Origin of the sequence: Acinetobacter sp. YH12137 (genome assembly GCF_013418535.1) — a bacterium.
GTDB lineage: Bacteria > Pseudomonadota > Gammaproteobacteria > Pseudomonadales > Moraxellaceae > Acinetobacter.
In genome coordinates this window covers 77,187-97,280 of sequence record NZ_VPBW01000002.1, presented here as the reverse complement: position 1 = coordinate 97,280, position 20,094 = coordinate 77,187, and the positions used below count along the sequence as shown (strand labels likewise).

At 42.7% G+C, this 20,094-nt stretch carries 19 protein-coding genes and 1 other RNA gene; 7 read left to right on the top strand and 13 right to left on the bottom strand.

Annotated features, from left to right (window positions below; genetic code table 11):
- Positions 1–199: 199 nt before the first annotated feature.
- The 4 genes from FTU72_RS01590 to FTU72_RS01575 all read left to right on the top strand — a co-directional run bounded on the left by FTU72_RS01590 (position 200) and on the right by FTU72_RS01575 (position 3,186).
- A complete protein-coding gene (locus FTU72_RS01590) occupies positions 200–874 on the top strand; it encodes an HAD-IA family hydrolase (protein ID WP_218947487.1) in 675 nt (224 codons plus the stop codon).
- Entirely contained in the window at positions 867–1,307 is a 441-nt protein-coding gene (locus tag FTU72_RS01585; protein WP_180052379.1) for an RNA-binding S4 domain-containing protein, read from the top strand. Before FTU72_RS01590 ends, FTU72_RS01585 begins: the two co-directional genes overlap by 8 nt.
- Positions 1,308–1,452: 145 nt before the next feature.
- Positions 1,453–2,496, top strand: coding sequence for a recombinase RecA (gene recA, locus FTU72_RS01580; protein ID WP_004786150.1), 1,044 nt, complete (start codon positions 1,453–1,455; stop codon positions 2,494–2,496).
- 75 nt (positions 2,497–2,571) lie between these two features.
- Positions 2,572–3,186 (top strand): regulatory protein RecX, encoded by a 615-nt coding sequence (locus FTU72_RS01575; RefSeq protein WP_179992314.1) that lies wholly within the window; start codon positions 2,572–2,574, stop codon positions 3,184–3,186.
- Positions 3,187–3,493: 307 nt separating this feature from the next.
- Here the strand turns inward: FTU72_RS01575 and ffs are convergent.
- An RNA gene (ffs, locus tag FTU72_RS01570) (signal recognition particle sRNA small type) lies at positions 3,494–3,590 on the bottom strand.
- A 295-nt stretch (positions 3,591–3,885) separates the two neighbouring features.
- Here ffs and FTU72_RS01565 point away from each other — a divergent pair.
- The gene (locus tag FTU72_RS01565; RefSeq protein ID WP_179992313.1) at positions 3,886–4,689 is read left to right on the top strand and encodes a YbgF trimerization domain-containing protein; all 804 of its coding nucleotides are present in this window, start codon (positions 3,886–3,888) and stop codon (positions 4,687–4,689) included.
- Between the two features lie 66 nt (positions 4,690–4,755).
- Here the strand turns inward: FTU72_RS01565 and lpxA are convergent, their stop codons facing one another.
- The 12 genes from lpxA to rimO form a co-directional block, all read right to left on the bottom strand.
- A complete protein-coding gene (lpxA, locus tag FTU72_RS01560; RefSeq protein ID WP_004786156.1) occupies positions 4,756–5,544 on the bottom strand; it encodes an acyl-ACP--UDP-N-acetylglucosamine O-acyltransferase in 789 nt (262 codons plus the stop codon).
- Positions 5,541–6,026: a 3-hydroxyacyl-ACP dehydratase FabZ gene (fabZ, locus tag FTU72_RS01555; RefSeq protein WP_171064833.1), complete on the bottom strand. Its 486-nt coding sequence runs from the start codon at positions 6,024–6,026 to the stop codon at positions 5,541–5,543. Before fabZ ends, lpxA begins: the two co-directional genes overlap by 4 nt.
- 5 nt (positions 6,027–6,031) lie before the next feature.
- Positions 6,032–7,102: a UDP-3-O-(3-hydroxymyristoyl)glucosamine N-acyltransferase gene (lpxD, locus tag FTU72_RS01550; RefSeq protein ID WP_179992312.1), complete on the bottom strand. Its 1,071-nt coding sequence runs from the start codon at positions 7,100–7,102 to the stop codon at positions 6,032–6,034.
- 3 nt (positions 7,103–7,105) lie between these two features.
- Entirely contained in the window at positions 7,106–7,597 is a 492-nt protein-coding gene (locus FTU72_RS01545) for an OmpH family outer membrane protein (protein WP_213064459.1), read from the bottom strand.
- Between the two features lie 80 nt (positions 7,598–7,677).
- Entirely contained in the window at positions 7,678–10,137 is a 2,460-nt protein-coding gene (bamA, locus tag FTU72_RS01540) for an outer membrane protein assembly factor BamA (RefSeq protein WP_373683626.1), read from the bottom strand.
- A gap of 83 nt (positions 10,138–10,220) precedes the next feature.
- Positions 10,221–11,576 carry an RIP metalloprotease RseP gene (gene rseP / locus FTU72_RS01535; protein WP_179992310.1) on the bottom strand — a complete coding sequence of 452 codons (1,356 nt, stop codon included), beginning with the start codon at positions 11,574–11,576 and terminating at the stop codon, positions 10,221–10,223.
- 3 nt (positions 11,577–11,579) lie between these two features.
- Positions 11,580–12,776 (bottom strand): 1-deoxy-D-xylulose-5-phosphate reductoisomerase, encoded by a 1,197-nt coding sequence (ispC, locus tag FTU72_RS01530; RefSeq protein WP_179992309.1) that lies wholly within the window; start codon positions 12,774–12,776, stop codon positions 11,580–11,582.
- Positions 12,777–13,601 carry a phosphatidate cytidylyltransferase gene (locus FTU72_RS01525; protein ID WP_179992308.1) on the bottom strand — a complete coding sequence of 275 codons (825 nt, stop codon included), beginning with the start codon at positions 13,599–13,601 and terminating at the stop codon, positions 12,777–12,779.
- A 5-nt stretch (positions 13,602–13,606) separates the two neighbouring features.
- Positions 13,607–14,359 carry a polyprenyl diphosphate synthase gene (gene uppS, locus FTU72_RS01520; protein ID WP_179992307.1) on the bottom strand — a complete coding sequence of 251 codons (753 nt, stop codon included), beginning with the start codon at positions 14,357–14,359 and terminating at the stop codon, positions 13,607–13,609.
- A gap of 7 nt (positions 14,360–14,366) precedes the next feature.
- On the bottom strand, positions 14,367–14,921 hold the full coding sequence (gene frr, locus FTU72_RS01515; RefSeq protein ID WP_005235283.1) for a ribosome recycling factor: 555 nt from the start codon (positions 14,919–14,921) through the stop codon (positions 14,367–14,369).
- 79 nt (positions 14,922–15,000) lie between these two features.
- Positions 15,001–15,729, bottom strand: a complete 729-nt coding sequence (pyrH, locus tag FTU72_RS01510) for a UMP kinase (protein WP_004786170.1) — start codon at positions 15,727–15,729, stop codon at positions 15,001–15,003.
- A 45-nt stretch (positions 15,730–15,774) separates the two neighbouring features.
- The gene (gene rimO / locus FTU72_RS01505) at positions 15,775–17,118 is read right to left on the bottom strand and encodes a 30S ribosomal protein S12 methylthiotransferase RimO (protein WP_004786172.1); all 1,344 of its coding nucleotides are present in this window, start codon (positions 17,116–17,118) and stop codon (positions 15,775–15,777) included.
- 350 nt (positions 17,119–17,468) lie between these two features.
- On the opposite strand from rimO, the gene glnL reads away from it, so the two are divergent.
- Together glnL and glnG are read left to right on the top strand one after the other, a co-directional pair.
- Complete coding sequence (gene glnL, locus FTU72_RS01500) at positions 17,469–18,578, top strand: nitrogen regulation protein NR(II) (RefSeq protein WP_125278343.1); 1,110 nt, start codon at positions 17,469–17,471, stop codon at positions 18,576–18,578.
- Positions 18,565–20,046 (top strand): nitrogen regulation protein NR(I), encoded by a 1,482-nt coding sequence (gene glnG / locus FTU72_RS01495; RefSeq protein WP_034702648.1) that lies wholly within the window; start codon positions 18,565–18,567, stop codon positions 20,044–20,046. Before glnL ends, glnG begins: the two co-directional genes overlap by 14 nt.
- Positions 20,047–20,094 lie beyond the last annotated feature (48 nt).

The following is a 20,094-nucleotide window of genomic DNA, read 5'->3' as shown; positions in this document are numbered from 1 at the left end:
CTTATACTCTGTACATAATCAAACAGAGCAGAATTATGTACACAGATGTGTACACAATTTTTCTTGAAAGGTAAATGACTTTGTTGGACTTTAAAATTATTTGATTGTCGTTAATAAACGCGAAAGTTGAGTAATTCTATTGAATCTAAAGCTTTTCTATATGCTTTGTTGAACTTTGAAAAACTTTGGAGAATCTTGAATGCAAAAGCCGACTATAATTTTTGATATGGACGGAACTTTACTTGATCTTGCCTACGATGATTTCATCTGGAACGAGTTATTACCGGTCCGTTATGCTGAAACACATGGCTGTAGTCTGGAACAGAGCCGCGAAACGCTTTATGCATTCTATCAGCAACATAATCATACCCTAAACTGGTACTCTTCTCGCTTCTGGACGGCTAAAGTCGAAGTCGACGTTCTGGCCATGCAAATCGAGCATAAAGATAAGGTTAGCTTACGCCCTTATTGCCTCGAATTACTCGATTATCTTAAAAATAATGGCTATCCCATCTGGCTTGCCACCAATGCCGACTGTGCAGGACTCGCCTTCAAACTGGATCATCTGAATCTCAAAGATTATTTTGATGTGATTGTCAGCTCGGAAAGCATTGGACATGCCAAGGAATTTGTAGAATTCTGGCAAGGTCTGAATGCTTTGCACCCCTTTGATCCTGAGCAGGTCTATTTTATTGATGATACCGAAAAAGTCCTGAATGGTGCCAAGGCTTATGGCATCCAGAACCTGTTCTGTATCCAGCAACCATCTTCCAGTAAAGTTGCACGCCAGACTTGTAATTACCCGATGCTGCACCAATTAACAGATTTAATCACTCATTTAAATCAGTCTGAGGTAAACAAGCAATATGCGTAAATCGTCTTTACCCGAAGATGCGGTAGGCATGCGTATAGATAAATGGCTGTGGGCGGCACGTTTTTTTAAAACCCGTTCCATTGCCAAGAATGCTATTGAGGGCGGTAAAGTCCATCATAATGGTGAGCGTGTAAAAGGATCTCGCGAAGTCCGTGTGGGTATGGAGTTGTCGATTCAGCAAGGTATCGACAAAAAAACCGTAGTTGTAAAAGAACTTTCTGATGTTCGTGGTCCTGCACCTGTGGCACAGAAACTGTATGAAGAAACTGAAGTCAGTATCGCTCGCCGGGAATTGATTGCTTCACAAAGAAAGTTGCATAATCTAGCGCGTCCCGATCATCGGCCAAGCAAAAAAGATCGTCGAGACATCAGTCGATTCAAGAATGAAAATAGTCAGAACTTTGATCAACATTGGTCATATAATGATGATTAAATTCAAGCGTCAGCATGTGTCGTAACACTGCTGGATTTTATAGAACACAAGGGAAATTTCTGTCACTATATTCCTGTGGAACGAAGCTCTAATGTAAGACATCCACTTGAGTACTAAGTTTGTGACATCGTATTGAGGTTGTAAGATGGATGAGAATAAAAACAAGGCGCTCAATGCTGCCTTAAGCCAGATTGAAAAACAGTTTGGTAAAAACACAGTGATGCGTCTTGGTGACAATACCGTGCAAGCAGTTGAAGCTGTATCTACAGGTTCTTTAACGCTTGATATCGCACTGGGTATTGGTGGTTTACCGAAAGGCCGTATTATCGAGATTTATGGTCCTGAATCTTCAGGTAAGACCACAATGACATTGCAAGCGATTGCTGAATGTCAAAAAGCTGGCGGTACATGTGCATTCATCGATGCCGAGCACGCGCTTGATCCTCAATATGCCCGTAAACTCGGTGTAGATATTGATAACCTGCTGGTTTCTCAGCCAGACAACGGTGAACAGGCACTTGAAATCGCTGACATGCTGGTACGTTCTGGCGCAATTGACCTGATTGTAGTCGACTCTGTTGCTGCATTGACGCCTCGCGCCGAGATTGAAGGCGAAATGGGTGACTCACATATGGGTCTGCAAGCACGTTTGATGAGCCAGGCACTGCGTAAAATTACCGGTAATGCCAAGCGTTCAAACTGTATGGTGATTTTCATTAACCAGATCCGTATGAAGATTGGTGTAATGTTCGGTAGCCCAGAAACAACTACTGGTGGTAATGCACTGAAATTCTACGCTTCTGTACGTCTGGATATCCGCCGTATCGGTCAGGTGAAAGAAGGCGACGAGATTGTAGGTTCTGAAACCAAAGTCAAAGTTGTGAAAAACAAAATGGCGCCACCATTCAGAGAAGCTCTGTTCCAGATTCTGTATGGCAAAGGTGTTAACCATCTTGGTGAACTGATTGACCTTGCAGTACAGCAAGAAATCGTTCAAAAAGCGGGTGCATGGTATTCATATCAAGGCGACAAGATTGGCCAAGGTAAAAACAATACCATCCGTTATCTTGAAGAACACAAAGAGCTGGCGGATACTATTGAAAAACTAATCCGTGAGCAACTGCTTACTACAGGCAAAGTAGTCGAAGATAAAGACGAAGAAGAACCAGCAGACTTTCTGGATGCATAATCCTTGAACGTCATAGCAGAGCGCCCTACGGGGCGTTTTTGTTATTATGGAATAGATATTTTTATCGAGATCAATATGTCAGACGCAAAATTCAGCAAACTTTTGGACTATGACGCGATTAAACAGCAGTTTGGTGATGCTGAAGATTCAGCCACTTCTTCACCTGTTGAGTCACAGGCTTTGCCAGAATTTGATCCGGAAGACAGCTTATTTGGTAACTCCGATAAAGAGCAAAAGAAACCCGGTCTAACCGGCTCGCGTTTGCGTTCTTACGCCTTTGCTGTACTGACTCGCAAGGAATACTCCAAGGCTGAACTCATTGAAAAACTGGCGCTTTATGCAGAAGATCGTAATGATGTGGTCACTTTGGTTGAAGAGCTATCTAGAGAAAACTATCAAAGTGACCAGCGTGTTGCTGAAATCATGTTGTCGAGCCAAAAGCGTAAAGGCAAAGGTCCCAATCAGATTAAAATGAAGCTGAAAAGCAAAAAAATTGATACTGCCCTGATCAGTGAAGAACTAAAAGAAACGGACTGGGTACAACAGGCTTATGAACTGAAGCTTAGAAAATATGGTCCAGAAGTGACGAAAGACCCAAAACTTAAAGCCAAACAGATCCGTTTTCTAATGTATCGTGGTTTTGAAATGGATGCGATCATGAAAGCGATTAGCCGCAAAGCCGAAGATTAATTCTTTTGTATTTGTGAAAAATATGCTTAGGCTATTTTTTTATTTTCCTCTTTGCCATCCTGCTTAACTTAAATAGTTTCCCTTAATTTACAATTAATCCCGAACAACAAAAAGCTTTCAAAAGCTCAAATTAAGATAATCTATTTTCATGATTGAATTTCAATGTTCCAAACAATTCAAGTATCCAAGGAAGCGGCATTAGATAGAAATTTAAAAGTAAACATTAAAGAAAGGGAAAACAATGAAGATTAAGATTGAAAAATAAAGAGAGAATAGAGAAATTTTATAATTATAAATCTGGTGGCAACCCTACCAGCAAAGCTCCGGCACATCATAGATCTACTACCGTTGCTACCTTCCGGTCCTGGCGGGGTTCATAGAGTACAATTGCGAAGTAACCGGCAGGGCTACCATTACAGGAACAGAGTATAGAGATTTTTATTGAAGTTGCAAGGGCTGTATTTCAAATTTTCGGCATAAGCTATCCGTTTGATTATTTTAAAAACAATATGCCCCAAGATGCTGATTTTTTAATATTCTTCACAATTAATTCATGAATATCGAAATTCACATGATCTTTGTAAAACCTTGTTGCAATTTCTAAAAATGCCGTTTTAAATGTGAAGCTATAAACGGGTTATCTCTTTTAGAATAAATGAGCTGCGGATACATAATCTCGCCAAGAATCATGGAACTTATATGATGTTTAAGAAACAGGTATTGTGTGCCCTCACTGCACTCTGTACAACCTCTCTTTTTGCTGCGATTCCTATCGAATCACGTGGACTCAGCCAAGGTGCTCAATCAAATAATATCAGCACTCAATCTGCCATTGCGACAGGCGCAGATGCACCTCAGACCAATACCAGCTGGCAGCTTATGCAAAAAAACCAGCAGCTTGAAAATGATCTACGCAGTTTACGTGGAAAAATCGAAGAACAAGAAAATGAGATCGAGAGATTAAAGAGCGAATTAACCAACCGCTATGCCGATCTGGATCAACGTCTGGAACTATTGCAGCAAAAAATTGAACCTGCTGAAGATACCTCCGCGGAGGATAACCAACAGGATATTTCTCCCAGTTTAAGCTCTAATGCTCCAGTAGCCACTAATCAGGCATCTACAACGCAACAGCCGAGTGAGCAGGAAAAAGCGGCTTATACCATTGCACTGGATGCCTATAAAAATGGTGGTGCAGCTAAAGCCATTGCACCCATGCAGAATTTTATCAAGAATAATCCGAATAGTGTCTATATCAGCAATGCTCACTTCTGGTTAGCTGAGTTTAACCTGTCCATTGACCCACCGAATTTTAATGAAGCAAAGAAGAATTATCTGATCGTGGTTGACCGCTATCCGAATTCTGCAAAAGCCTCTACTGCCCTTTATCAGCTTTATAATATTAGTAAGGATGTAGAAAAGAACGCTACTCTTGCTTCACAATATAAAGCGAAACTACTCAAGAATTATCCGAAAGCTGAAGAAGTTAAATTTTTGAAGTAAATAAAAAGTCCCATAAAAAAGACACCACGAAGGTGTCTTTTTTAATTTTACTTTCATTTCTATAACTTAACGCACAATGCCACGCTTGGATTGTTCGAGTGAATCAATCAGACGTTGTGCTTCAGAAACTTCTGGAAGAATCTCGTTACGGATTTTCTCAATAGCTTCCTGAGTCGTTAAACCAGATTTGTAAATCAACTTAAAGGACTCACGTAAACCGTTAATTACGTCTTTCGACCAGCCTTTACGACGCATGCCTTCAACATTCATGGCAAATGCATGTGCCGGATTACCCGATACCATCACATAGGCAGGAACATCTTTCAGAATCAGTGAAGCGCCCCCAATCATGCTGTAAGAGTCAATTTTACAGAACTGGTGAATACCTGAGTTACCACCAATCACGACATAATCGCCTACGTGTACGTGACCCGCCACACCAACATTATTTGCGAAAATATTATGATCACCAACCATACAGTCATGTGCAATATGGGTATTTACCATTAACAGGTTATGACTGCCAATCTTGGTAATACCTTTATCCTGAACCGTACCGCGGTGCAGACTGCAGTGTTCACGAATCTTGTTATAATCACCAATTTCCAGCCAGGTTTCCTCACCTGCATATTTCAGATCCTGGCAGACTTCACCGACGCTGGCGAACTGAAAAATTTCATTATGTTCACCAATACGTGTGAAACCACCTACCACGACATGTGAATGCAGTTTGGTACCAGCACCAATCGTGACATTTGGCCCAATAATACAGTAAGGGCCAATCTGTACATCTGCAGCAATTACTGCAGATGCGTCAATGATGGCAGTTGGATGAATTAGGGGATTATTGCTCATGCCTGCTCGACTTTCAGATGGGAAACCATAATTTCCGCGGTTGTTGCGACAATGCCATCTACTGTGGCAATACAATTATATTTATAAATGCCACGTTTTTGCATCACTAATTCAGATTTAAGTACTAATTGGTCGCCAGCAACCACTTGTTTTTTAAATCGAACCTTTTCAGCGCCAGCAAAAAGGAATAATGAACCTTCTTTTGGAGTTTCATTATTCATGACAAAACCAAGAATACCTGAGATCTGTGCTAATGCCTCTACGATCAATACACCTGGCATGATTGGATAGTTCGGAAAATGCCCCTGTAGAAACTCTTCATTAATTGAGACGTTCTTATAACCAACAATGCCATTTTCGGTAATATCGACAACGCGATCAACCAGCAGAAATGGATAGCGATGGGGCAAATATTCACGAATCTTTTGAATATTCATTGGCAATTCAGGCTTCGTGAATGTAGGCAAATTCGACTCTGTCATCATAATTATTTACGCAACTTAAATGTTGATTCAATGGACTCAATTTGAGATTGCATATGATCCAATCGTTTCACCAACTGGGTCAATGGCACATCTGCTAATTGTCTTAAGCGAACCACTGTGCGTTTCCATTGCTGATTTGGCAACAATCCCATGCCTGAAGAATAAGTACCTTCTTCAGTAATGTTATTTGTCACCATTGACATTCCTGTCAAGGTCACATTATCGGTGATATGTAGGTGTCCTGCTACCCCACAGGCCCCTGCGAGAATACAGTTTTTGCCAATTGTGGTACTACCGGCAATCCCGCATTTGGCTGCGATCGCAGTGTTTTCACCAATCTTGACGTTATGGGCGATTTGCACAAGATTATCAATAATGACACCTTGTTCCAGAATTGTGTCATCCAGTGCACCCCGGTCAATACTACAGTTTGAGCCGATCCGGACATCATCTGCAATACGGACTGAACCCAACTGGACAATTCGATGCCATTTCCCTTGATAAGGTGCAAACCCAAAACCTTCACTACCAATTACGGTATTGGCATGGATCCGAACACGATTACCGATTTTTGTAGCACCTGTTAAAGTCACATGTGCATCAATAAAACAGTCCCGACCAATTTCAACCTGGTCATCGATCTGAACGTGTGACTGGATAATCGTATTTTCACCCACCACACAATTCTCACCAATAACGGCATAGTGGCCAATATAGGCACTGTCAGCAATGATGGCAGATGGATGAATTTGTGCGGTACTTTCAATTCCCTGAATCGTATGTTTTTTCTCAAAAACGTGAGTCAGAATTGCAAAAGCCAGATAAGGATTGGCTACGACAATGAAGTTCTGCTGGGAAGTTAGCTGCTCTTTTAATTCAGCAGTCACAATTAAAGCGCCCGCCTTACTCTGAGTTGCCTGTTCCAGATATTTATCTGCATTGACAAATGCAAGGTCATGAGAGGTTGCATTTTCAAGACTTGCCAAACCTCTCAAACATAAATCTGCCTGACCTACATACTCACCTTGGACAAGACGAGCGAGGTCAGCTAACTGAAGTTTTTGATGATTCATCGATTATTTAATTGCATTAACCTTTTGAATCATTTTATCAGTTAAATCATACTTCGCGTCATAAGCAAGTACGGAATTTTTATTTAAAACCACATCTAGCTTGTTTTCTTGGCGTAATTGTTCAGCAGCACGCTTCAAATTTCCTTCAAAAGCCTTATTTACACTTTGCATACGCGTTTGCACGGTTGCCTGTACCTGTTGCTGCACCCCTGCCAGTTGAGTCGCTTTGCCTTCAAATTCTTTGGCTATTTTTTCACGTTCTGCTGGTGTTTTTGCAGCCTGACCTTTTTGCTTGATTGCAGCAAGGTCTTTTTGAAACTGTGCAATCTGTGCGGTTTGCGGCTTGATTTCATTTTCCAGAGTGGCATTTTGCTGCTTTAAATAGGTACTGTTTTGTACCACTTTTTCCAGATCAACAATTCCGTAATCATCCGCATGTGACAATGAAGTTAATCCCGCTAAAGCAATACCCATTGCCATCATCATTTTTTTCATGTTTTTACCCATTCAAAAAATTTTGCTCACAAAACCTGATGGCTTCATGAGCAAAATTTATATTTAAGATCAAAGTTTTCTTAGAAAGTACGTCCAATTTCAAACTGAACATTTTGAGTTTCATCACCGTCTTTATCATTCAACGGGTATGCATAGCTCAGTGATAATGGACCAATCATGGTAATCCAGGTGAAACCAGCACCTACGCTATAACGCATATTGCCTGCATCGAAACCAAAGTTATCTTTACAGTACTGTTTACCACTAATCGAGCTGCCATTCACGAAAATATTATCATTAGATACATCACACTGAGTATCAAATACTTGAGCACCTTCAGCAAAAAGTACCGGACGAACCTGACGCGCCCAATCTCCCTTAAATGGAACAGGCAGAACTAACTCAGTACCAAACTGAACTAAAGCATTACCGCCCACTTCTTCTGGGGATGGATCAGTTCGGCCGATGTCAGAGAAATATACGCCTGGATATTTAGGACCTAAGGTACTGTTTTCATAACCACGTACCGAACCATAACCACCGGCATAGAAGTTCTTATAGAAAGGCAGATCATTACCATAGCCTAAACGGCCATAACCACGCAGAACAAAGTCTTTGCCTAATGGGAAGAAAGCCTGTGCGTCATAGGTGAGCTTTTGATATTCCACATCACTACCTGGCAAGGCAATTTCTGCATTGACACGATGTGACATACCTGTAGTCGGGAACATTGGACGGTTCAAGGTATTATAAGACCAGCCCAGATTCAGGTTATAGGTCAAGAAATCGCCTTTAAACTCTTGACCATATGAAATAGTATCAAGTGGAGCACCATTTGCATCTACACAGTTGCCTGTTGCAGATTCAACCTGACCTGGACAGAAGTCACCACGCTTGGTTTCTTTACCACCATTACGTTCCAAATAGTCAGCCACATATGTAGATACATATGGCCCTGTGGTCACTTCAGTCTGGTCTATATTCAGACCCAGGCTTACACTCTGGTTCTCATCAATTGGATAACCAAAGTTAATACCACCACCCAAGCTGTCTGTAACATAGTTATTTACGTTATAGTCATCATCCAGCTTTGTTTTACGGTAGTAAAGATTATAACCGCGACGTACACCATCAATCGTGAAGTACGGGTCCATTACACTCAAGTTATAATAATCTTGAGTTTCAGAACGTGACAGATCAATCGAAACGCTGTTCCCTGTACCCAGGAAGTTAGTCTGACTTAATCCAGCCTGGAACGTTACACCACCACTTTGAGAGAAACCAACAGCTAGAGTACTTGTACCTGAATGCTGTTCTTCAACTGCCACATTCAAATCAATTTGATCCGGTGATCCTGGAATACGAACAGGTTTGATATCGACTGTTTTAAAGAAACCAGTACGTTCTAAACGCACTTTAGACAGGTCAATCTTCTCATTGCTTGCCAGCGCACTTTCCATCTGGCGCATTTCACGACGCAATACTTCATCGGCAGTTTTAGAGTTACCTGTGAAGTTGATCCGACGTACAGTCACTTGCTGACCCGGATTAATATAGTAGTTCAGGTCAACCTGTTTAGTTTCGTTATTGATTTGAGGTACAACATTTACTTCAGCATAGTAATAACCAGCATTACCATATTTACGTAGCAATAGCTGCTTGACCGCATTCACTCGTTCCTGAGAGTAGGTATCACCTTCTTTATACAACTGCAAAGCTTGTAGCTCTTCAGGTTTATAAAGCGCATCGCCCAGGAATTTGGTTTGTCCAAACTTAAACTGTTCGCCTTCATTCACTGAAACTTCAATAAAGACATTCTTTTTATCTTCACTCAGGTTCAGACTTGAATTGGTAATATTGAAGTTGATGTAACCACGGTTCAGATACATCGCACGTAAAGCTTCCAGGCTCGCAGCCATTTTTTCACGTGCATAACGGTCATTACGCGAAATGACCGAGCTCCAGCCACTTTCTTTAACAGCGAATGCCTGTTTGATATCTGATTCTTTAAAAACAGTATTACCGATAATATTGATATCAAAAACTTTAGCGGCTTTACCTTCAACAAAATCAATCAGCACTTCAACGCGGTTATTTGGTCGCGGTGTCGTTGTTACCGTAATATCGGCATCATAACGACCTTGCTGCATATATTGCTGTTCCAGCTCGGTTTCGACTGTTTGCAGTGCAGATTTCTTCAGCACCTCACCTTCAGCCAGACCCATTTTTTTCAGGCCTTCTTCCAGTGCTTCCTTTGGAATCAGCTTATTGCCTTTCAACTCAATTTTCGAAATTACCGGACGTTCTACGACCTGGAATACCAAAGTATTGCCCTGTTGAACGGCTTTAATGTCATCAAATAGTCCAGATGCATACAAACTACGAATCGCATTGGCAATAATCGGATCATTCACCCGGTCACCACTGTTGATTGGCACCAAGCCGTACACATTTTCTGGAGTTAAACGTACCAATCCATCAAATTTTATATCTTGTACAATGAAGTCTTCTGCCGCATATACTTGTTGTGCTACTGCCATTGCACTAACGAGTGCCAAAGGCATAAATAAATGTGTGTGCTGCATGCCAGTCTTTTCCGCTGTTAATTATTCCATTTACGTTATTATAAACGCATAAAGTCATTAAATAATGCCAAAAGCATCATACTGCCGAGCAGTACCATACCAATTTTTAATCCAATCAATTGTATTTGTTCAGAAACAGGTTTACCACGAATTAATTCGATAAAATAATAAACCAGGTGTCCGCCATCAAGCATTGGGATTGGCAATAAGTTTAATATCCCTAAACTTACACTCATTAGCGCCATAAAGGAAATAAAAGTTTCCCAACCCATTTCCGCGCTTTGTCCTGCCACTTTGGCAATGGTAATCGGGCCAGAAAGATTATCCAGACCAATCAGACCACGTACCATTTTGACGATCGAGTTCAGAATCATTGAAGACAGATGTGCTGTCTTGTCAAAGGCCATCACCATCGCCTCAACAGGCGTATAGTGAATCGTCTGTTTATATTCAGCAGGAATTGTCACCTTGCCCGGATCGCTTTGAACTCCGAGCATACCGGTTACATTCCCCATATTGTCACGTTTGCCTTGCGGCATGACCTGAAGATGCACGACCTGATTACCACGTAATACATCTATCTTAAGTAATTTTTCTGGTGATGCCTGTACCACTTGTACCACATCGAACCAGTCTTTCATCTGTACACCATCAATCGCCAGAATCTTGTCACCTTCTTTAAGACCCTGACGAATGGCTGCACCATCTTCACTCAGTTTGCTCACCACAGCCGGAATTTCCGGACGATATGGCAAGAAACCTAATGTATCAAGGGGTGACTGACTTTGATCTTTAAGAAAGTCTTGAATTGGTAACTGGAATATCTTGTTTTCACCCGCACGGTCTGCCTGAATCGAGACCACACCAGTTTCACCCACACGATCCACCAAGGCATAACTCAGTTTTTCCCAAGTTTCGACTTGTGTACCATCTACAGCAACAATCTTGTCGCCCGGCTGCATCTGTACCTCGGCTGCAGGTGTGTTTGGTAAAACCTTACCTACACGAGTATTCAGCTGTTCCTGTGCAGGTAAAAAAAGTACCCAAAACAGGACAACAGCTAAAAGCAGGTTAATGAGAGGACCCGCAGCAACGATGGCAATACGTTTCCAGGGATGCTGACGGTTAAAGGCTTTAGGCAAGTCTTCTTCTGCCACACTGCCTTCACGCTCGTCCAGCATTTTGACATAACCACCCAAAGGCAAAGCTGAAAGCTGATATTGGATACCGGATTTTTTGGAAGTCCACTTTAGAAGGGTTGGTCCAAAACCAATGGAATAGACCAGTACTTTAACGCCCAGTTTACGTGCCACAATGTAGTGACCAAACTCGTGAATCGCAATTAAGGGACCGAGTAATAGGATTGCGGCTGCAATAATAAACAAGGCGTTCATGTCTTAACTTCCTTTATTCACAACATATTGCTGTGATAAACCTCGTGCTGTGTGATCTGCATGCAGGATAGTATCCAGATCGTGTGCTGGTTGATTGTCCATCTGGTTCAGGACAGTTTCAACCACCTGAGGAATTTGGGTAAATCTGATTTGCTGATTTAAAAATGCAGCAACTGCAATTTCATTGGCCGCATTCAAAATTGTAGGCGCAATTCCACCACTCTTCATGGCTTGACGCGCTAATTTCAGTGCCGGAAAACGAACCACATCCGGTTCCTGGAAATTCAGTTGTGAATGCTTAACCAAATCCAGAGCCGGGATATGGGTACTGATCCGTTGTGGCCATGCCAAAGCATGTGCAATTGGCGTGCCCATATCCGGGTTGCCCATTTGTGCCAATGTTGACCCGTCCACATATTGCACCATGGAATGAATAATACTCTGTGGATGCACAACAACTGTAACAAATTGTTCTTGAACTGCAAACAAATGACACGCTTCGATAAGTTCCAGTCCCTTATTCATTAAAGTAGCGGAATCTACGGAAATCTTTTGCCCCATTGACCAGTTAGGATGTTTGCAGGCTTGAGCAGGTGTCACATCATGCAATTGTTCAAGCGAATGGTTCAGGAATGGACCGCCAGAAGCAGTCAGTAAAATCTGATGAACACCGAGCTTAGGTTGACCATTACGTTCGGCATCAAAGTAGTTTTGAGGCAGGCACTGGAAAATTGCATTATGTTCAGAGTCGACAGGCAATAATAATGCACCATAATCTCGCGCGGCTTGCATCATGATGTCGCCGGACATGACCAAGGCTTCTTTATTGGCCAACAGGACACGCTTACCCGCTTTGACTGCAGCCAATGTAGGAAGCAGGCCTGCCGCCCCGACTATTGCTGCCATCACAATATCAACATCAGCATGCTCTGCGACTGAAATTAAGCCCGCTTCATCCTGAAGAATTTCGATATCTGATAAGCCCTGCACTTGTAGCAACTGAGAAAGCTCATCGACCTTATTTGCAGGCACTACAGCCACTTTAGGACGGTACTGCCGACAGATTTCCGCCAGCTCAGTAATACGACTTTGCGCTGTCACAGCGAAAACCGAGTAAGCTTCAGGATGTTGCTGCAAAATTTTTAAAGTACTTTGACCAATTGAACCTGTAGCACCCAGTATACAAACAGCTTGTGACATTTATAAATCTACGCCAATAAGTTTTAAAACATATATGCCTGTTGCAAAGATAGGAGCTGCAGCAAGCAAAGAATCAATACGATCTAGTACACCACCATGACCCGGCAAAATACGGCCCGAATCCTTGATTCCAGCACGACGCTTAATCATGGATTCAAACAGGTCACCTAGCACTGAACTAAACACAGTAATAACAGAAAGGATCAGGAACAGACATAGCTCTGGCCAGGTCATATCCAGATAAAGTGAAGCGACGACAACCACGATGAGCATGGAGGTAAGAATACCGCCGTATAGACCTTCTAGCGACTTGTTTGGGCTGACATTTGGTGCGAGTTTTTTCTTGCCGAATTTGCGTCCAACAAAGTAAGCGCCACTGTCTGCACCCCAAACCAGCAGGAACAGGTACATTAACCACCATGGAGAGTTTAGCCAAACCGAGAAGATTGCTGTAACAGCAGCAGAAACCAGCACAATCCCGATGCCATGCAAGCTGACATTGTACCAGCCATCATAATCAGGATAGGTTTTAACCCAGTAAATACTCAGCAACCAGGTCAGGATAGATGCTGACCACAATAATAAGGCCACATCCCAATAGTATAAAGCCAGTGCAGATAAGGCTGCAGTCAGTAGACCATAGCCCCACGCCACTGGCTTGATTACATTTTTACATTTTCGCGGCATGAGTTTAAACCACTCATAGCCTGCCACCCCGGCAGCCACAACCATCAATGCGAACATTGGATATTGTGATTTGGTCGCAAACATACAGCTCAGTACGACTGCAACCAGCACCAATGCGGTTATAATCCGCTCAAACATGTGTATTAATTCTCAAGTCTTTCTTGAAGAATCTGCTCTGATGTTTTACCGAAACGACGTTCGCGCCCGCCAAATACAGCAAGTGCGTCATCGAATTCCTCTACGGTAAATTCTGGCCATAAGGTCTCAGTAAAATACAGCTCTGCATATGCTGCCTGCCAGAGCAGGAAATTGGACAGGCGGAAATCTCCACCGGTACGAATCAGCAGATCAACAGGCGGCAAGTCACTCAAACTGACATATTGACCGAACACATCAGTATCAATTGCTTCAAGATCTAATTTATTTGTTAAAACATCCGCAGCAATCTGCTTTGCAGCTTGTGCCATGTCCCACATTCCACCATAGCTGATTGCAATAGTAAGCGTCATACTATCGAAATTAGCAGTCCTTTGTTCTGCTTGCAACATCAATGCTTGCAGTTCAGGAGATAAACGCGACCGATCACCAATAAAACGTAAAGCAATATTAAATTTTTGCATACGTGGCAACTGTTCATGAATCGTGTCTTCCAACAACTTCATGAGCAAGTCGACCTCATATTGGGGACGGTTCCAGTTTTCGCTGGAGAATGCAAAGACCGTTAAAGCCTGGATATTTCTTTTTCTACAATGTTCAACAATCGGGTCTAGAACCGTTTTTCCTTCACGGTGTCCATCGCCTTTCTGCATCTGATTTTTTTTGGCAAAACGATTGTTGCCATCCATGATGATGGCAACATGTTTTGGAAGACGGGAATTTTCTTCAGAAGCGGTCATTGATGAATTAGACCTTCATCAATTCAGCTTCTTTCGCAGCCAAGCGTTTGTCTACTTCAGCAACAAATTTGTCTGTGATTTTCTGAATTTCGTCAGATGCACGACGTTCATCATCTTCAGAAATTTCTTTTTCTTTCAACAATGCTTTGATGTCACCTAAAACATCACGACGGATGTTACGGATCGCAACTTTGGCATTTTCAGCTTCGTTACGTGCAACTTTCTGCATGTCACGACGAGTTTCTTCAGTCAACGCTGCCATTGGTACACGGATCGCGTCAGCAGTAATCGGGTTCAAGCCAAGATCAGACTCACGGATCGCCTTATCAATTGCAGCAACCATTGAACGTTCAAACGGTTGAACCAGCAATGTACGTGAATCTTCCACGCCTACGTTGGCAACCTGGTTCAATGGCACATCAGAGCCGTAGTAAGGAACCATGACACCGTTCAAAATCGATGGATGCGCACGTCCGGTACGAACTTTTGCGAAACCATGTTCTAACGAGTCAAGAGACTTGTTCATACGCTCTTCTGCGTCTTTTTTAAGATCGTTAATCATATGATCTTCCTTACTTAATTCTTAAAAGATGTATTTACTAAATTAGGAGGTAGTATAAAGGGCTTTGTAGCTCACGTCATTAATTGGTGACGTGAGTTCCTTCTTTTTCACCCATCACCACTGAAAGCAATGCGCCAGATTTGTTCATGTCAAATACTTGAAGTGGCACATTGTGGTCACGACATAAGCAGATCGCGGTTAAATCCATGACGCCCAACTTCTCGTCCAGCACCTGATCAAATGTCAAAGTATCGTATTTCACGGCATCTTCGTATTTGCTTGGATCTTTATTGTAAACCCCATCCACCTTAGTAGCTTTCAGGATCAGGTCAGATTCAATCTCGATACCACGCAAACAAGCTGCTGTATCCGTAGTAAAGAACGGATTACCTGTACCCGCAACAAATACGCACACTTCACCTTGAGTCAGATGACGGATGGCATCGCGACTAGAATAAGATTCAACCACTGCACCAATCGGCAATGCAGACATCAAACGGGTTTTGATATTACGGCGCACCAAAGCATCGCGTAATGCCAGACCGTTCATGACAGTTGCCAGCATACCCATCTGGTCACCGGTTACACGACCAACAAGACCGTCTTTTTGCAACTGGCTACCACGGTACAGGTTACCACCGCCAACTACGATACCGACTTGTACACCCAAACCCACGAGATGCGCAATAGAAAGTGACATCTGATCGAGCACTTGTGCATCGATACCCATGTCCTTGTTTCCTGCCAGTGCTTCACCAGATAGCTTTAGCAGGATGCGACCAAATCGTGGCTTTTTAGAATCCAACATCTCAAACTCCAAATTATTTAATATAAATTCTTTTAATTCAAAATCTTAAGCAGACTTGATTGAGATCAGCTTGGCAAATAAATCATATTCATCTGCATCAGTGATTTCGACTTCAAGCAAATCCCCTGCCTTAATCACACTTTTGTCGATATCTTCAACAAAAACATTACCATCAATTTCAGGCGCATCCGCATATGAGCGTGCTACAGCAACCGGGAATTCTTCTTCCAGGTCATCGACTAGCACCGTCATTTTCTGGCCAATACGTTTTTGTAGCTTCGCTGCTGAAATTTCCTGCTGAACCTGCATGAAACGTTCATAACGTTCTTGCTTGATCTCTTCAGGCACATGATCTGGAAGATCGTTCGCTGTCGCACCTTCAACTGGTGAATAAGTAAAACAGCCCACGCGATCCAGTTGTGCTTCTTTCAGCCAGTCCAGAAGCATCTGGAAATCTTCTTCCGTTTCGCCCGGGAAACCCACCACAAATGTAGAACGGATGACTAGGTCAGGACATTTCTCACGCCAAACTTTTAAACGCTCCAGTGTATTTTCACTGTGAGCAGGTCGTTTCATCAGCTTCAGGATTCTTGGGCTGGCATGCTGGAATGGAATATCCAGATAAGGCAGGATTTTGCCTTGCGCCATCAAATCGATTACGGCATCTACGTGTGGATATGGATAAACATAGTGCAGACGCACCCAGATGCCCAATTGACCCAATGCTTCACACATGTCATAGAATTTAGTTTTAACTGGCTGGCCGTTCCAGAAATCCAGTTTGTATTTGGTGTCAACGCCATAAGCAGAAGTATCTTGGGAGATCACGAGTACTTCTTTGACACCTGAACGTTTCAGTGCTGCAGCTTCTTCAAGCACAGAACCGACTGGACGGGAAACCAGATCACCACGCATGCTTGGAATGATGCAGAAGGTACAACGGTGGTTACAGCCTTCTGATATTTTCAGGTATGCATAATGTTTAGGGGTTAAACGGATACCCTGCTCAGGCACCAGATCAATAAATGGATTGTGTTTTGGCGGTTCAGGAACATACTCATGTACCGCATCCATCACTTCTTCATATGCTGCTGCACCTGTCACTTTTAGGACATTCGGGTGCATTTGGCGAATTTTATCTTCGTCTTTTCCTAGACAACCTGTTACGATGACACGACCATTCGCGCTCATCGCTTCACCGATGGCATCTAAAGACTCTTGTACTGCAGATTCAATAAAACCACAGGTATTTACTACTACTAAATCAGCACCGTCATAATCCGATGCGACATCATAACCTTCAGTCTTTAACTGAGTTAAAATTCGTTCAGAATCTACCAATGCCTTAGGACAACCTAAAGATACAAAACCGACTTTGGGGGACTTCATGAATCTGCGCTCCACTAGAATGCGCGTATTGTATGTCTTTTCGCATCATAAAAATAGTTGAAATGGCCACTCTTTGCATCACGCACTAAAATAACGCCATAAAATATTCAATATAAAAGCTTATGCACCAAAATGAATCATTTTAGGTTTACAGCCTCAATTTAATCCGTTATACCTGAGTTTGATTGGGCATCCCCGTCAGATTTCGTGCATTTTTCAGCAAAATTTTAACAAGAGTTCTAAAGTTGGCGTGCATCTTGCTTAATTTGCCTCAAATCTGAACTTTGAAATTGTTATTTTGCTTTATGAAGATGCCATTGCGCCATTTTAATACAGGAAAACCACCGCTAATGGATCAGCCTCTTTCCATCGACTATCGCCTTTTGGTGGACAATCTGACCACTGCCATTATGCTGGTTGATAGCCACCTGAATATTTATTACTTAAATACGGCCTGCGAGGCCATGTTTGATGTCAGCCTGTTACGCGCATCAGGCACGCCGGTATTAAATATACTGCAAGCACCGACAGATGAATTCAACACTGAAGAATCTCTATATAACACGCTGCACACAGGCCAACCTTATACTCGCCGTGAGGCGACGATCATTGTCAATTTTAAAGACATTCATGTGGACTATACGGTTTCCCTGCTCAATGCGGGCAAGCCAAATCATCCTTTATTGTTAATCGAGCTGAATCAGCGTGATCGTATGCTGAAAATCTCACGTGAAGAAAACTATATCCAGCAGCACCAGGTTGCGCGCCAATTAATTCGTGGCGTGGCACATGAAATTAAAAATCCACTTGGTGGTATTCGTGGTGCAACCCAGCTTCTGGCACGTAGCCTTGAAGATCCAAAATATAAAGAGTTCACTGACATTATTATTAGTGAAGTGGATCGCCTGAGAAATCTGGCAGATAGCATGCTCGGTTCACGCCAGTTACCAAGCTATGAAATGGTCAATGTACATGAACCATTAGAACGCGTCCGCTCACTGATTGTGAATCAGACTAAAAAGAAAATAAAAATTACTCGGGACTATGATCTGTCCCTACCGGAAGTTCTGGCAGATCGCGATCAGCTCATTCAGGTCATGCTAAATATCTGCGTAAATGCCGTTCAGGCGATGACAGAAAACAAGGATTTCTTTGTCGAGCATCAACCGGAACTTATTTTAAGAACCCGAATTCAGCGGCTTTATACCATTAGTGGTGTGATTCACCGATCTGTGGTTCGAATCGACATTGAAGATAATGGCCCTGGTGTTCCAGACGATATTATCGAAGCCGTGTTCTATCCACTGGTGACCAGCCGTGCCAAAGGTACCGGACTAGGTCTCAGCATTGCTCAAAATATTATGCATCAACATAACGGAATGATTGAATGCCAGTCAGTTCCAGGAAAAACCGTATTTAGCTTATTTTTACCTTGGGAGTCAGATCATGTCGCGAAATAAAATATGGGTGATTGATGACGATCGTGCCATGCGTTGGGTACTAGAAAAAACATTTAAAGAAGAAGGTTTCGACGTTACTAGTTTTGAAGAAGCCCAGTCAGCACTTGATCAGTTGGGTGTCGATGCACCTGATGTGATCCTGACCGATATCCGTATGCCGGGTATTGACGGTTTGACCTTTTTAGGCAAGGTGAAAAATACCAATCCTGATTTGCCGGTTATTATTATGACGGCGCATTCAGATCTGGAATCTGCGGTATCCAGTTATCAAACGGGTGCTTTTGAATACCTGCCAAAACCATTTGATATTGATGAAGCATTGGCACTGGTCAATCGTGCAATTTTACATATCACTAAATTACAGCAGCAAGAATCTGCCAAATCTGCACCAACCATTCAATCGACTGAGATCATTGGTGAATCGCCAGCAATGCAGGAAGTGTTCCGTGCGATTGGTCGTTTGTCTCAATCACATATTACCGTATTGATTAATGGTGAATCTGGTACAGGTAAAGAACTGGTTGCGCATGCCTTGCATCGCCATTCACCACGTAGCAATAAACCGTTTATTGCACTAAACATGGCCGCGATTCCGAAAGACCTGATTGAGACTGAATTGTTTGGTCATGAAAAAGGCGCTTTTACCGGTGCAAATACGCAACGTCAGGGCCGTTTTGAACAGGCCAACGGCGGTACGCTGTTCCTGGATGAAATTGGTGACATGCCATTTGAAACACAAACGCGTTTATTACGTGTCCTAGCTGATGGGGAATTCTATCGTGTTGGTGGTCACATTCCGGTTAAAGTTGATGTACGTATTGTGGCTGCAACGCATCAGGACCTGGAAAAGCTGGTACATGATGGTCGCTTCCGTGAAGACTTGTATCACCGTCTAAACGTGATTCGTATTCATATACCTAAACTGGCACATCGCTCTGAAGATATTCCGATGTTGGCGCAGCACTTCCTGGCGCGTGCAGGTAAAGAATTAGGCGTTAATCCTAAAATCTTACGTCCTGAAACTCAGGAATATATGCAGAAGCTGCCTTGGCAAGGGAACGTTCGTCAGCTTGAAAATACCTGTCGCTGGCTCACAGTGATGATCACAGGCCGTGAAGTTTATCCAGAAGATCTGCCACCTGAATTAAAACAGATTCCAATTCAGCAGCAAGACCCGGGTGCTCCAATTCCAAACCCGAATCAGATTGCGCCGCATCACTGGGATGAATTACTGGGTCAATGGGCAATCCAGAAACTGAAAAACGGCGAAATGAAGCTGTTAGATGTGGCTACACCAATGTTTGAACGCACACTCATTAATGCTGCACTACAACAAACCCGTGGTCGTAAGCGTCATGCAGCCGAACTATTAGGTTGGGGGCGTAATACCCTCACCCGTAAGTTGAAAGAACTCGGCATGGACAGTGCGGAGGATGATGAAGTCGAAGAAGTCGAAGGCCAAGCCTGAAATTAAAAAAGCACCCTTGGGTGCTTTTTTATTGCTTATGTATAGTAA

Bases quoted from the DNA above. Each gene is read 5' to 3' on its own strand.
- uppS (WP_179992307.1), bottom strand. From the start codon at position 14,359: ATGACCGCTTCTGAAGAAAATTCCCGTCTTCCAAAACATGTTGCCATC.
- FTU72_RS01575 (WP_179992314.1), top strand. From the start codon at position 2,572: ATGTCAGACGCAAAATTCAGCAAACTTTTGGACTATGACGCGATTAAA.
- fabZ (WP_171064833.1), bottom strand. From the start codon at position 6,026: ATGACAGAGTCGAATTTGCCTACATTCACGAAGCCTGAATTGCCAATG.
- rseP (WP_179992310.1), bottom strand. From the start codon at position 11,576: ATGAACGCCTTGTTTATTATTGCAGCCGCAATCCTATTACTCGGTCCC.
- FTU72_RS01585 (WP_180052379.1), top strand. From the start codon at position 867: ATGCGTAAATCGTCTTTACCCGAAGATGCGGTAGGCATGCGTATAGAT.
- glnG (WP_034702648.1), top strand. From the start codon at position 18,565: ATGTCGCGAAATAAAATATGGGTGATTGATGACGATCGTGCCATGCGT.
- bamA (WP_373683626.1), bottom strand. From the start codon at position 10,137: ATGGCAGTAGCACAACAAGTATATGCGGCAGAAGACTTCATTGTACAA.
- FTU72_RS01565 (WP_179992313.1), top strand. From the start codon at position 3,886: ATGATGTTTAAGAAACAGGTATTGTGTGCCCTCACTGCACTCTGTACA.
- FTU72_RS01525 (WP_179992308.1), bottom strand. From the start codon at position 13,601: ATGTTTGAGCGGATTATAACCGCATTGGTGCTGGTTGCAGTCGTACTG.
- frr (WP_005235283.1), bottom strand. From the start codon at position 14,921: ATGATTAACGATCTTAAAAAAGACGCAGAAGAGCGTATGAACAAGTCT.
- recA (WP_004786150.1), top strand. From the start codon at position 1,453: ATGGATGAGAATAAAAACAAGGCGCTCAATGCTGCCTTAAGCCAGATT.
- glnL (WP_125278343.1), top strand. From the start codon at position 17,469: ATGGATCAGCCTCTTTCCATCGACTATCGCCTTTTGGTGGACAATCTG.
- pyrH (WP_004786170.1), bottom strand. From the start codon at position 15,729: ATGTTGGATTCTAAAAAGCCACGATTTGGTCGCATCCTGCTAAAGCTA.
- FTU72_RS01545 (WP_213064459.1), bottom strand. From the start codon at position 7,597: ATGAAAAAAATGATGATGGCAATGGGTATTGCTTTAGCGGGATTAACT.
- lpxD (WP_179992312.1), bottom strand. From the start codon at position 7,102: ATGAATCATCAAAAACTTCAGTTAGCTGACCTCGCTCGTCTTGTCCAA.
- ispC (WP_179992309.1), bottom strand. From the start codon at position 12,776: ATGTCACAAGCTGTTTGTATACTGGGTGCTACAGGTTCAATTGGTCAA.
- lpxA (WP_004786156.1), bottom strand. From the start codon at position 5,544: ATGAGCAATAATCCCCTAATTCATCCAACTGCCATCATTGACGCATCT.
- FTU72_RS01590 (WP_218947487.1), top strand. From the start codon at position 200: ATGCAAAAGCCGACTATAATTTTTGATATGGACGGAACTTTACTTGAT.
- rimO (WP_004786172.1), bottom strand. From the start codon at position 17,118: ATGAAGTCCCCCAAAGTCGGTTTTGTATCTTTAGGTTGTCCTAAGGCA.